16 protein-coding genes are annotated in these 12297 nt (G+C 58.1%); 8 read left to right on the forward strand and 8 right to left on the reverse strand.

All coding sequences use genetic code 11. The annotated features are described in order from the left end of the window. Nucleotides 1-91: 91 nt before the first annotated feature. Nucleotides 92-628: a DUF4946 domain-containing protein gene (locus AB3G88_RS13300; protein ID WP_099583031.1), complete on the reverse strand. Its 537-nt coding sequence runs from the start codon at nucleotides 626-628 to the stop codon at nucleotides 92-94. Nucleotides 629-826: 198 nt separating this feature from the next. Between AB3G88_RS13300 and gloA the strand changes: the two genes are divergently transcribed. Beyond that, nucleotides 827-1348, forward strand: coding sequence for a lactoylglutathione lyase (gene gloA, locus AB3G88_RS13305; protein ID WP_099583032.1), 522 nt, complete (start codon nucleotides 827-829; stop codon nucleotides 1346-1348). Nucleotides 1349-1399: 51 nt separating this feature from the next. On the opposite strand, the gene ahpF is transcribed toward gloA, so the two are convergent. From ahpF to AB3G88_RS13320, 3 genes are all read right to left on the reverse strand, one after another. Continuing rightward, a complete protein-coding gene (ahpF, locus tag AB3G88_RS13310) occupies nucleotides 1400-2965 on the reverse strand; it encodes an alkyl hydroperoxide reductase subunit F (RefSeq protein WP_099583033.1) in 1566 nt (521 codons plus the stop codon). Between the two features lie 123 nt (nucleotides 2966-3088). Next, nucleotides 3089-3652, reverse strand: coding sequence for an alkyl hydroperoxide reductase subunit C (ahpC, locus tag AB3G88_RS13315; RefSeq protein ID WP_010210361.1), 564 nt, complete (start codon nucleotides 3650-3652; stop codon nucleotides 3089-3091). Between the two features lie 133 nt (nucleotides 3653-3785). Then, on the reverse strand, nucleotides 3786-4718 hold the full coding sequence (locus AB3G88_RS13320; protein WP_480454318.1) for a site-specific integrase: 933 nt from the start codon (nucleotides 4716-4718) through the stop codon (nucleotides 3786-3788). 170 nt (nucleotides 4719-4888) lie between these two features. Here AB3G88_RS13320 and AB3G88_RS13325 point away from each other — a divergent pair, with 170 nt between their 5' ends. Beyond that, the gene (locus tag AB3G88_RS13325; RefSeq protein ID WP_480454320.1) at nucleotides 4889-5896 is read left to right on the forward strand and encodes a DNA-binding protein; all 1008 of its coding nucleotides are present in this window, start codon (nucleotides 4889-4891) and stop codon (nucleotides 5894-5896) included. Here the strand turns inward: AB3G88_RS13325 and gorA are convergent, their stop codons facing one another. Beyond that, a complete protein-coding gene (gene gorA, locus AB3G88_RS13330) occupies nucleotides 5897-7255 on the reverse strand; it encodes a glutathione-disulfide reductase (RefSeq protein WP_480454322.1) in 1359 nt (452 codons plus the stop codon). A gap of 98 nt (nucleotides 7256-7353) precedes the next feature. Continuing rightward, complete coding sequence (gene galU / locus AB3G88_RS13335) at nucleotides 7354-8193, reverse strand: UTP--glucose-1-phosphate uridylyltransferase GalU (RefSeq protein ID WP_003212579.1); 840 nt, start codon at nucleotides 8191-8193, stop codon at nucleotides 7354-7356. Between the two features lie 310 nt (nucleotides 8194-8503). Here galU and AB3G88_RS13340 point away from each other — a divergent pair, with 310 nt between their 5' ends. Together AB3G88_RS13340 and AB3G88_RS13345 are read left to right on the forward strand one after the other, a co-directional pair. Next, the gene (locus AB3G88_RS13340) at nucleotides 8504-8689 is read left to right on the forward strand and encodes a hypothetical protein (RefSeq protein WP_003191311.1); all 186 of its coding nucleotides are present in this window, start codon (nucleotides 8504-8506) and stop codon (nucleotides 8687-8689) included. A gap of 141 nt (nucleotides 8690-8830) precedes the next feature. Beyond that, the gene (locus AB3G88_RS13345) at nucleotides 8831-9112 is read left to right on the forward strand and encodes a hypothetical protein (protein ID WP_032885705.1); all 282 of its coding nucleotides are present in this window, start codon (nucleotides 8831-8833) and stop codon (nucleotides 9110-9112) included. 7 nt (nucleotides 9113-9119) lie between these two features. On the opposite strand, the gene AB3G88_RS13350 is transcribed toward AB3G88_RS13345, so the two are convergent. Together AB3G88_RS13350 and AB3G88_RS13355 are read right to left on the reverse strand one after the other, a co-directional pair. After that, nucleotides 9120-9350, reverse strand: coding sequence for a hypothetical protein (locus tag AB3G88_RS13350; protein ID WP_112195335.1), 231 nt, complete (start codon nucleotides 9348-9350; stop codon nucleotides 9120-9122). A 21-nt stretch (nucleotides 9351-9371) separates the two neighbouring features. After that, a complete protein-coding gene (locus tag AB3G88_RS13355) occupies nucleotides 9372-9725 on the reverse strand; it encodes a hypothetical protein (RefSeq protein WP_099583038.1) in 354 nt (117 codons plus the stop codon). Between the two features lie 212 nt (nucleotides 9726-9937). Between AB3G88_RS13355 and AB3G88_RS13360 the strand changes: the two genes are divergently transcribed. The 4 genes from AB3G88_RS13360 to ada all read left to right on the forward strand — a co-directional run bounded on the left by AB3G88_RS13360 (nucleotide 9938) and on the right by ada (nucleotide 12222). Then, a complete protein-coding gene (locus tag AB3G88_RS13360) occupies nucleotides 9938-10240 on the forward strand; it encodes a DUF1883 domain-containing protein (RefSeq protein WP_027606593.1) in 303 nt (100 codons plus the stop codon). A gap of 25 nt (nucleotides 10241-10265) precedes the next feature. Then, complete coding sequence (locus AB3G88_RS13365) at nucleotides 10266-10430, forward strand: hypothetical protein (RefSeq protein WP_480454323.1); 165 nt, start codon at nucleotides 10266-10268, stop codon at nucleotides 10428-10430. A gap of 4 nt (nucleotides 10431-10434) precedes the next feature. Further along, entirely contained in the window at nucleotides 10435-11100 is a 666-nt protein-coding gene (gene alkB / locus AB3G88_RS13370; RefSeq protein ID WP_480454325.1) for a DNA oxidative demethylase AlkB, read from the forward strand. 75 nt (nucleotides 11101-11175) lie between these two features. Continuing rightward, nucleotides 11176-12222 (forward strand): bifunctional DNA-binding transcriptional regulator/O6-methylguanine-DNA methyltransferase Ada, encoded by a 1047-nt coding sequence (gene ada / locus AB3G88_RS13375; protein WP_099583041.1) that lies wholly within the window; start codon nucleotides 11176-11178, stop codon nucleotides 12220-12222. The last annotated feature ends 75 nt before the right edge of the window (nucleotides 12223-12297 follow it).

Consider the following 12297-nt stretch of genomic DNA (forward strand, 5'->3'; position numbering starts at 1 on the left):
GCCCCGCATCAGCGGGGCTTTTTTATTCCAGGGTTCGAAACCGAACTTAAATAACATTTCATTTTGTTCAAATTCGACGTGCTAAACGCACTTAAAGTTTGAGGCTATCACGTACGGAACGGACTTCATCCTTGCTCGCTTCGTAAGCATCGGCTTGACCGGCGTATGAAAAAACATAGGCTTTATCGGTATCAACAGCCCCCACCAATGTTTGTGAAAGCAGGTGCCGTCCATTCTCGGTAATCACACAGGTAGTTTCCACCGCGTCAAGACGGCTCAATGTTGTCGGGTGCATTTTGCTGCAGACACTTTGGTAGCCGCTCTGGGCAAAATCCTTCTGAATGGACTTGCGCATTTCCAGCAACACGCCCTGAAGATTAACGTTATGGCCAGCCTCGGTCGGCGTGGCCGTCAACTCCATGACCATCAGTGTGTTGCCGTTTTCATCGTTCTTGATTGCACGCTGACGCGAAACCGGCTGCGGCGTTGGTGGCGTTTCACCGTCAGGCACCACCTCCTCGACTTGCCAGCCGCTGGGCCAGTGAATTTCCGGATCTGCCGCCAAGACGAAAGGACTGGCCAACAGCAACCACACAGCGCTCAACAGCGGTCTACGACATTCGATCATGCGAAAAACACCCAAGGTTCAAGGGCCAAAGTGTGAGCCTCGCTGCCCGCCGGTCGCAAGGCCCCCGTGACCTTTTTCATTTGGCGCCGCAGGCGGGCCTTGCGTATCATGGCTCGGCTGCACGGATGCCAGCCGCAAGCCAAGGGAACGCTCCTCTCAACGGGAGCCGCGTTTGCCCCATTTTTTTCTGGAGGGCCCATGAGCCTGCACGAACTGAGCACTTTCCCGGGCGTCACCGCCCAGCCAGACACCGCCACCACAAATTTTGTGTTCAACCACACCATGCTGCGGGTCAAGGACATCACCAAGTCCCTGGACTTCTACACCCGCGTGCTGGGTTTCTCGCTGGTTGAAAAACGTGACTTCCCCGAAGCCGAATTCAGCCTGTATTTCCTGGCCCTGGTGGACAAATCCCAGATCCCGGCCGACGCCGCTGCGCGCACCCAGTGGATGAAGTCGATCCCAGGCATCCTGGAACTGACCCACAACCACGGCACCGAAAACGATGCCGATTTTGCCTACCACAACGGCAACACTGACCCGCGTGGCTTTGGTCATATCTGCATCGCGGTGCCGGATATCGTCGCCGCGTGCGAACGTTTCGAAGCGCTGGGTTGCGACTTCCAGAAGCGCCTGACCGATGGCCGCATGAAAAGCCTGGCCTTCATCAAAGACCCGGATGCGTACTGGGTCGAGATTATCCAGCCAACGCCGCTATAACGAAAAAAACCCCATGATCACTCATGGGGTTTTTCATGTGCGCCTGCTTATTTACGCGGGTGCGGAGGTGCGGATCAGGTGATCAAAAGCACTCAGGGAAGCCTTGGCGCCCTCGCCTACCGCAATCACGATCTGCTTGTACGGCACGGTGGTCACGTCACCGGCGGCAAACACGCCTGGCAGTGAAGTTTCACCACGGGCATCAACGATGATTTCGCCACGCGGGGTCAACTCGACGGTGCCTTTGAGCCAGTCGGTGTTGGGCAGCAAACCGATCTGTACAAAGATCCCTTCCAGGTCGATGGTCTTGAACTCGCCGCTGTCGCGATCCTTGTATGCCAAGCCGGTGACTTTCTGGCCATCGCCTTTGACTTCACTGGTCAACGCACTGGTGATGACGTCAACGTTTGGCAGGCTGTACAGCTTGCGTTGCAGCACCGCATCAGCACGCAGTTTGCTGTCGAATTCCAGCAAGGTGACGTGACTGACGATACCGGCCAGATCGATGGCCGCTTCCACGCCGGAGTTACCGCCACCGATCACTGCCACGCGCTTGCCCTTGAACAGCGGACCGTCGCAGTGCGGGCAGAAGCACACGCCCTTGGCCTTGTATTCCTGCTCGCCCGGCACACCCATTTCACGCCAGCGGGCGCCGGTGGCCAGGATCACGGTCTTGGACTTGAGCGTCGCACCGCTTTCAAAACGAATTTCGTGCAGATCACCGGGGTTCTTTGCCGGCACCAGGCTGCTGGCGCGCTGCAAATTCATGATATCCACGTCGTACTGACGCACATGGGCTTCCAGCGCACTGGCCAGTTTCGGCCCTTCGGTTTCCTGTACCGAGATGAAGTTCTCGATGGACATGGTGTCCAGCACCTGACCACCAAAACGCTCAGCGGCAACACCGGTGCGAATGCCTTTACGCGCTGCGTAAATGGCGGCTGCGGATCCGGCAGGGCCACCACCGACCACGAGTACATCAAAGGCATCTTTGGCGCTGATTTTTTCGGCGGCCTTTTCAATGCCGCTGGTGTCGAGCTTGGCGAGGATTTCTTCCAGGCCCATGCGGCCCTGGCCGAAGTTCACGCCATTCAAGTAGACGCTCGGCACCGCCATGACCTGGCGTTCATCGACTTCAGCCTGGAACAGCGCGCCGTCGATGGCGACGTGACGAATGTTCGGGTTGAGCACAGCCATCAAGTTCAGGGCCTGGACCACATCCGGGCAGTTCTGGCATGACAGTGAGAAGTAAGTCTCGAAGCTGAACTCGCCTTTAAGGGCGCGGATCTGTTCAATCACTTCGACACTGGCCTTCGACGGGTGGCCACCGACTTGCAGCAGGGCCAGCACCAGCGAAGTGAATTCATGGCCCATGGGGATACCGGCGAAACGCAGGCTGATATCGGCACCCGGGCGGTTGATGGAGAACGACGGCTTGCGCGCGTCATCACCATCGCTTTTCAGGGTAATCAGCGTGGTGAGGCTGGTAACGTCCTGCAAAAGGGCGAGCATTTCCTGGGATTTCGCGCCGTCATCGAGGGAGGCGACGATCTCGATCGGCTGGGTGACCCGTTCCAGGTATGACTTCAACTGAGCTTTAAGATTGGCGTCCAACATACGGGCGATTTCCTTTAATTCTGGGTATAAAAAAACGCCCGAGCGAATCTCGCCCGGGCGTTTTTGAGGGCGGTTGCAGCTTACTGGGTAGGTGCGGAATCCCGCCCTTGATGCTTCACAGACTTAGATCTTGCCGACCAGGTCCAGGGATGGAGCCAGGGTAGCCTCGCCTTCTTTCCACTTGGCTGGGCACACTTCGCCTGGGTGGGCAGCGACGTACTGGGCTGCCTTGATTTTGCGCAGCAGCTCGGAAGCGTCACGGCCAACACCGCCGTCGTTCAGTTCAACGATCTTGATCTGACCTTCCGGGTTGATCACGAAAGTACCGCGATCCGCCAGGCCAGCTTCTTCGATCAGCACGTCGAAGTTGCGGGAGATGGTCAGGGTTGGGTCGCCGATCATGGTGTATTGGATCTTGCCGATAGCTGGCGAGGTGTTGTGCCAGGCAGCGTGGGCAAAGTGGGTGTCGGTGGACACGCTGTAGATTTCGACGCCCAGCTTCTGGAATTCGGCGTAGTTGTCAGCCAGGTCTTCCAGTTCGGTTGGGCAAACGAAGGTGAAGTCGGCTGGGTAGAAGAACACAACGGACCACTTGCCTTTCAGGTCAGCGTCAGACACATCTACGAAGTTGCCGTTTTTGTATGCGGTAGCTTTGAACGGTTTTACTTGGCTGTTGATGATAGGCATCGTTGACTCTCCGTCAGGGGTTAAGAAGTTGATGAGATGAATCCTACCCATTCTTTCTGGCGATGGCTCATTGGCAAACCTGATGCTGACGATTGGTTTTCCCTATCAGGTGGCTGTATTAATAGAAGAAATCTTAAAGCAGCGGTTGGGTGGCCAAGGTCATGCCAAGAAAGGGCGTCGCTTCAACATAGCGCATGGCGGATTTCATGTCGCTCCAGCCGACGTAACTCATCAACGACTTCAAATCCCAGCCACTGCGATGGGCCCAGGTAGCAAAGCCTCGACGCAAGGAGTGGCTGGTGTACTGCTCGGCGGGGATGCCCGCCCGCTCCAGCGCCTGGCGCAATAACGGGATCACACTGTTGGGGTGCAAGCCTTCCTCGCCCAGGTTGCCCCAACGGTCAATGCTGCGGAACACCGGGCCGCGCACCAGGGCCGATGCGCTGAGCCACTCGCTGTAGGCCTGCACCGGACACAGGCGCAACAGCGCCGGCGTGTGATAAGTCTTGCCAAGGTTGTCGCGGTCACTTTTGCTGCGCGCAAGATACAGACTGATGCCGGTTCCGGGCGTGGCCTGAACGTGTTCGATACTCAGTCGACACAACTCATCGCTGCGAAAGCCACGCCAGAAGCCGAGCAGGATTAACGCGATGTCGCGCTTGGCCCGCAGCAGGCGCGGTTGATCGCACGCGAGCGTTGCCTCCTGAGCTTCAGCTTCGAGCGAAGCGACCACCTGCTCCAGATGCTTGAGCTGCAACGGTTCGGCCTGCTTCTCCTGTGCCGGATGCACGGCGCGAATCCCCTTGAGCACTTTGCGCACCACCGGCGCCTTGGTCGGGTCGGGAAAGCCCTGGCTGGTGTGCCATTGCGCCAGCGCTGAGAGCCGCAGTTTCAGGGTGTTGAACGCAAGCACGCCCGCATGGGCCACCAGGTAGCGCGCCACGCTGTCGCTGGTGGCCGGCAGAAACCCGCCCCAGCTGACTTCGAAGTGCTCGATCGCGGCGCGGTAGCTGCGGCGCGTGTTATCGCGGGTGGCGGCGTTGAGATAACGATCCAGATCGCTCATAGGGTGCCTATTCGTACTGCTGAGGGGTGTTTCAGCGCGTCAAATGCGCCTGACACGGGATAATACGCCAATATCCCATCTGTTGAATCGTGATTTTTAACAAGGTTATATTCGTGTTACAGTACGTAAATACATACCACGTACCACAGTACTAAATCGGCGGAGACCCCATGGCTCGCGGCGGCATTAACAAAGCAGTAGTTCAAACGGCACGCCTGGCGATCCTTGCCCGAGGCGAAAACCCCAGCATCGACGCCGTACGCATCGAAATGGGCAATACCGGCTCGAAAACCACGATCCACCGCTATCTGAAGGAGCTGGACGACAGCGAAACCCGCGTCACCATCACCGAAGCGCCCATTGACGACGAGCTGGCTGAACTGGTTTCGCGACTGGCGCAGCGCTTGAAAGAGAAGGCCCAAGAGCCGATTGATCTGGCCCAGGCGCGGTTCGAACAACAGAAGTCCGCCCTGCTCGCCCAGGTCGAAGCCCTTGAAGAGGCCCACGGCCGACTCACGCAGCAATTCGCTATCCAGGCGGCCGCGCTGGCAGAAGAAAGCGCCGCGCTGCAAACGGCCAGCACCAGTTTGCAGACCGAGCAGACCCGTAATGCCGGACTAAGCCAGGCGTGCAGTGATTACGAACTGAGGATCAACGACAAGGACGAACAGATTCGCTCCCTGGAAGAAAAGCACCTGCACGCCCGCGACGCGCTGGAGCATTACCGTAATGCGATCAAGGAGCAGCGCGAGCAGGAACAGCGTCGCCATGAGGGCCAACTGCAGCAGGTCCAGGCAGAACTGCGCCAGGCTCAGCAAAGCGCCATGGTGCGCCAGGATGAGATCACTCAACTGCATCGCGACAACGAGCGTTTACTGATCGAGCATCGGGTGACGGCGAAGGAATTGACGGCGCTGCAGGAGCAAAACCGCAAGGACCAGGCCCAGCAACTGAAGCTGAGCGAACAACTGATTCAAATCGACAACGAGCGCACCCTGCTTCAGGAGCGTCTGCGGGTGGCGGTGCTGGAGAGCCAATCACGCCAGGAAGCGTTGACCGAACACCAGAACACCAACAAAACCCTGGAACTGGACCTGATCAAGGCCCAGGCCAATATCGAGGCATTGCGCCTGGCCGCCGCCGTTGCAGCGGCGCCAGAGGCAACGCCAGAGGACTGATCAGTCCGCCACAGGCGTGCGCATGGTGACGAACTCTTCCGCCGTCGTAGGGTGCACACCGATGGTTTCATCGAAGTGACGCTTGGTGGCGCCCGCCTTGAGCGCGATCGCGAGGCCTTGGACGATTTCACCCGCGTCCGGGCCGACCATATGGCAACCCAGCACCTTGTCGGTGTCGGCATCAACCACCAACTTCATCAGGGTTTTCTCCTGGCAATCTGTCAGGGTCAACTTCATCGGCCGGAAACGGCTTTCGAAGATCTGCACGTTATGGCCGCCCTTCTTCGCCTCTTCTTCCGTCAAGCCGACAGTGCCGATATTCGGCAAGCTGAATACCGCTGTCGGGATCATTGCGTAATCCACCGGGCGATACTGCTCAGGCTTGAACAGGCGACGCGCCACAGCCATGCCTTCGGCCAGCGCCACGGGCGTCAACTGCACGCGACCGATCACGTCACCAATGGCCAGGATCGACGCTTCGCTGGTTTCGTAAAGGTCATTGACCTGCACAAAACCGCGCTCATCGAGCGTGACGCCGGTGTTTTCCAACCCCAGGTTATCCAGCATCGGACGGCGGCCCGTGGCATAGAACACACAATCGGTTTCCAGCACACGACCGTCTTTCAGGGTGGCCTTGAGGCTGCCGTCGGCTTGTTTTTCAATACGTTCGATATCGGCGTTGAATTGCAGGTCCAGGCCGCGCTTGGTCAGTTCTTCCTGCAAGTGCTTGCGCACCGCACCGTCAAAACCGCGCAGGAACAGATCACCGCGATACAGCAGCGACGTTTGAGCGCCCAGGCCATGGAAAATACCTGCGAACTCGACGGCGATATAACCGCCACCGACCACCAGTACACGCTTGGGCAGTTCTTTAAGGAAGAAGGCCTCATTGGAGCCAATAGCGTGTTCGCGCCCTGGAATCTCCGGAATCTGCGGCCAGCCGCCCGTAGCGATCAGAATGTGCTTGGCAGTGAAACGCTCGCCATTGATTTCCACCTGATGCGGATCAACCAGGCGCGCATGCCCCTCATGCAGGGTCACGCCGCTGTTGACCAGCAGGTTACGGTAGATGCCATTGAGGCGATTGATCTCGCGATCTTTATTGGCGATCAGCGTCACCCAATCAAAATTCGCCTCCCCAAGGGACCAGCCAAAGCCACTGGCCTGCTCGAAATCTTCGGCAAAGTGCGCGCCGTACACCAACAGCTTTTTCGGCACGCACCCCACGTTAACGCAGGTGCCGCCCAGGTAGCGGCTTTCCGCCACCGCCACCTTGGCGCCAAAGCCCGCAGCAAAGCGCGCCGCACGAACACCGCCGGAACCGGCGCCAATTACATACAGATCAAAATCGTAGGCCATTTCACTCTCCTCGGCAGGACATCAGCATACCGACTTACATGGGACCGAAAAACGAAAAAGCCACCCGAAGGTGGCTTTTCAGCAGCGGCAAGCGTGAATCAGTAAGCCTTGCCAGTCTTGTAGAAGTGCTCGTAGCAGAAGTTGGTTGCTTCGATGTAGCCTTCGGCGCCACCGCAGTCAAAACGACGACCCTTGAACTTGTACGCGATCACGCAGCCGTCTTTGGCCTGCTTCAGCAGGGCGTCGGTGATCTGGATTTCGCCACCCTTGCCTGGCTCGGTTTCTTCGATCAGCTTGAAGATATCCGGAGTCAGGATGTAACGACCGATGATCGCCAGGTTCGACGGTGCATCTTCAGGCGCTGGTTTTTCAACCATGTCGCGTACGCGGATCAGGCCATCACCAATGTCGTCGCCGGCGATCACGCCGTACTTGTTGGTTTCTTGAGGGTCTACTTCTTGAACCGCAACGATGGTGCAACGGTATTTCTGGTACAGCTTGACCATCTGGGTCAATACGCCGTCGCCTTCCAGGTTCACACACAGGTCGTCCGCGAGGACCACGGCGAACGGTTCGTCACCGATCAGTGGGCGGCCGGTCAGGATGGCGTGGCCGAGGCCTTTCATCTGGGTCTGACGGGTGTAGGAGAAGGAGCACTCGTCCAGCAGCTTGCGGATACCGACCAGGTATTTTTCCTTGTCGGTGCCCTTGATTTGGTTTTCCAGCTCGTAGCTGATGTCGAAGTGGTCTTCCAGTGCGCGCTTACCACGACCGGTGACGATGGAGATTTCGTTCAGACCGGCATCCAATGCCTCTTCGACGCCGTACTGAATCAGTGGCTTGTTTACCACCGGCAGCATCTCTTTAGGCATGGCCTTGGTCGCTGGCAAGAAGCGAGTGCCGTAACCGGCTGCTGGGAACAAGCATTTCTTGATCATATAAGTCCTTACAAAGGGCTGTGCGTACGGAATTCGGCGCAGTCTAATCACGCCGCAGTCACCTTACAATGGGTCCTGCTGGCGTTGCGATGTCAACATAGAGAAAAAATGTCGGCGTAAGTTCCACTTATCTTACGAAGAACCTGTGCACCGACACGACAAAAAACAACCTTGCCCCTATGTTTAAAAGGGCTGAAACCCTTTTAGCACGCTTTTCGGCCAGGCACACTCACTTGGAATTACTTGCGCGGGGCCGCGACATTTGGCGCTATCATGGTGCCCTTGAACCAGACCACGAGATTGTTAATAGATGTCAGAACCCAAAGGCGTGAACGGCTACCTGATCACCAAGCGAGCAGACGGCTGGCACTTGATCAACTTCCACGGGGACAGCGTCGCGGGTGTTTTCGAGACCGAAAGCATGGCGATTGCCGTAGCCGAAGTGTTTGTGGATGAAGCGGGCCACGCGTCGAGCAAACGGCCGAAGACCAAGTAAGCCTGCAGGCACTGCGCAAAAAGCCCCGATTGACGGGGCTTTTTTGTGTTTGTCTGTACCTAGATGGCAGTTCGCTATAATCTGCCGAAAACGCCCCACGACAGTGTCAGCGCCCCTCCCACACCCTCGATGACGAACACTATGAACAAACTTCTGGCACTGACTGCGGTACTGGCACTTGCCGGCTGCACCACTACTTCTGATGTCTACCTCAAGAACGGCGAGCAGGGCTTGACCATCGACTGCTCAGGCGAAGCCAACTCCTGGGCCAGTTGCTACGAAAAAGCCGATGCCTCCTGCGCCGGCACCGGCTATCGCATCGTTGGCACAGAGGGCACGCCATCGCTGAAAGAAAGCGACAAGACCTTGGGCCAGGACGTCGGCAATTTCAAAAACCGTAGTGTGGTGGTGGTCTGCAAGTAACTGCAGACTACAAGTGGATCTCGGCAAACTTGATGCCTAGCTCCCGAAGGATCTCGGTCAGTTCATCCAGCCGTGCGAAGGATTCAACCTCGTCCTGATCGTCGACCAGGAAAAAGCTGCGCCCGCCGCTTTTCTTGAAAAAAACGATCCACTCGCCCAGGTCGGCAGGATTCTGGATGATATGAGTCGCCGAGATTTGCCCCTCGGCCTGCCGGGCTTTGACGTGTTCACGCTTCATATCTGGTTTTCCACAAGGGCATCAGCCGGAAATGCAATCTTCCCCGGCCTTTTTGACATCCCCCGGACGGATCGGCACGTTGGACATGCTCTCGTAGAGCTTGATGCTGCTTCCGCTGGAGCGCTCATCAATTTCGAAAATCGCCGAAGGATCGGCCGAGAACTTCTGCGGCACAATCACTTGTACACCACCGTCCTTATGCGGTTCGATCTGCGGCGGGCGGCGGGTAGCCGACAGTTTATGCACCACACACGCCGCGTATTCCTGGGGCTTTTTACCAGAAATGACCGCCAGCGTCGGTGGGGTCTGCTTGATATCTGCAACCGAAGCACACCCACCTATCGCCAAGGCCAGAACCAACACACTCCACTTCATACAAAATCTCCACTTAAAGATCCTACGACAGTCGGGATGGTAATTTTCTCCCGCCCACGTAGGATTTATCCCTGATAACTCGGTAAATAACTGTTTTAAATTGTCGACGCCGTTGAAGACGGGCCGATAATAAACGCGCTGGGGCTGATAAACTCCATCTTAACCTACGTATCGTTCTGATTTTTCAGAAAAAGCCCTTCTGGAGACACCTCATGAAATTCATTCACCAGCGCGAGCACCTCAATGAGGGAGATATCGTCGTCATCGAATGCTCGCAGACTTGCAATATCCGCCTGATGAGCGATGCGAATTTTCGCAGCTTTAAAAATGGCGGCCGCCACACTTACCATGGTGGCGCGTTTGACACGTTTCCGGCCAAGATCACTGCCCCCAGCACCGGGTTCTGGAATATCACCCTGGATGTAGTGACCCGCCGCGCCATCAGCGTTACGCGCAAACCCGCGTTGTCCCACAAGATTCGCATCGTACGTCGTACCAGCACCAAGCTGAGCTGATCCGAACACGCCACAGGAAATCGCCGTGAACACCACCAAATACGTAATCAAATACAAGCTAAACGGTGAACGCCGCTTCGAGTTCGCCCAGTTGACGACCAACAGTGCGGAAGAGGCCCGCAAAGCCTTGGACAAAATCCATGATGCCGATGATGTGATCACCGACATCAACGTGAGCAAGGCGCTGTAAGCTCATGCCCGGCCCCACTGTCGACCTGTTCGCCGATGACGCCCTGCAACGACCTGCTCGGCGTGAGCAAATTGGTGAACAGTCCTACGTGTTAAGGGGCTTCGCCCTGCCCTGGATTGAGCGGCTTCTGCCAGAACTGCGGCGCGTGCTGGCTCAATCCCCGTTTCGGCAAATGGTCACCCCAGGCGGCTTCACGATGTCGGCGGCGTTGAGCAGTTGCGGCGCACTGGGCTGGACCACCGACACCCGTGGGTACCGCTACAGCCCGCTGGACCCGCGCAGTCAGCAACCCTGGCCAGCCCTGCCCGATGCGTTGCGCCAACTTGCCGTGCTGGCCGCTGCCGATGCCGGCTTTATCGACTTCGCCCCCGATGCCTGCCTGATCAACCGCTATGTACCGGGCGCCAAAATGTCTCTGCATCAAGACAAGAATGAACGGCAGTACAGCGCGCCCGTGGTCTCGGTTTCGCTCGGGTTGCCGGCGGTTTTCCTGTTCGGCGGTCACCAGCGCAGTGACAAAACCCAAAAGGTCTCGCTGTTCCATGGCGACGTGGCTGTCTGGGGCGGCGTTGATCGCCTGCGTTTCCACGGGGTGTTGCCGATCAAGGAGGGTGTGCACCCGATCATGGGGCCACAACGCATCAACCTGACATTTCGTACCGCCGGCTAATTCGAGCGCAAGCTTCGGAGTGCCTGGCCGGTGAGGCGCGGCTAATCTGACCAGGATCCGTCAAGAGTGCCGAACATGACTACTGAACAAGATCCGCGCTGGGCGGCGATTCTCGCCCGCGATTCCAAAGCTGACACACTGTTCGTTTACGGTGTGAAAACCACCGGCGTGTATTGCCGTCCCAGCAGCGCTTCGCGCTTGCCGCGCCCGGAAAATATCGAGTTCTTCGACACGCCGGCGCAGGCCGAAGCCGCCGGTTATCGTCCCAGCAAACGTGCCGCCGGCGACCAGACACAACGCGCCGCGCAGGACGCCCAACGGGTGGCTGACGCCTGCCGACATATTGAGCAGGCGGCTACCCCGCCCAGCCTCAACACCCTCGCCACACTCGCCGGGCTGAGCCCTTTCCATTTCCACCGGATCTTCAAAGCCGTCACCGGCCTGACGCCCAAAGGGTACGCAAGCGCCCATCGCTCGCAAAAAATGCGCGCCGGGCTCAAGGGTACGCAGACGGTGACGGATGCCCTGTACGACGCCGGCTTCAACTCCAACAGCCGTTTCTATGAGTCGGCCAACCAGTTGCTGGGGATGAAACCCACTGACTACAAGGCCGGTGGCACCAACAGCGCAATCCTGTTTGCCGTCGGCGAATGCTCTTTGGGGGCGATCCTGGTGGCCCAGAGCACGCGCGGCGTGTGCGCGATCCTGCTGGGGGATGAGCCGGAGCAACTGGTGCGTGACCTGCAGGATCAGTTTCCCAAGGCTGACCTGGTGGGCGCCGATCACGACTTCGAGCAATTGGTCGCCCATGTCGTGGGGTTCATCGAGGCACCCGCTCTGGGGCTGGATTTGCCGCTGGACTTGCGCGGCACTGCGTTCCAGCAAAGGGTCTGGCAGGCTTTGCGCGACATTCCGGTGGGCGACACCGCCAGCTATGGGCAGATTGCCGAGCGCATTGGCGCGCCCAAGTCGTTCCGGGCCGTCGCCCAGGCCTGCGGCGCCAACAGCCTGGCGGTGGCGATTCCCTGTCACCGTGTGGTGCGCAGCAATGGTGATTTGTCGGGCTATCGCTGGGGCGTTGAGCGCAAGCGGCAATTGCTTGACCGCGAACGCGACCACTAAACGCGCACGAAACCCCAGCGTCGTCCAGTGAATAAAACAGACTGGCCGGATGGCGGACGCCCTGCTAAAAAAGCG

The organism is Pseudomonas arvensis (assembly GCF_056688935.1).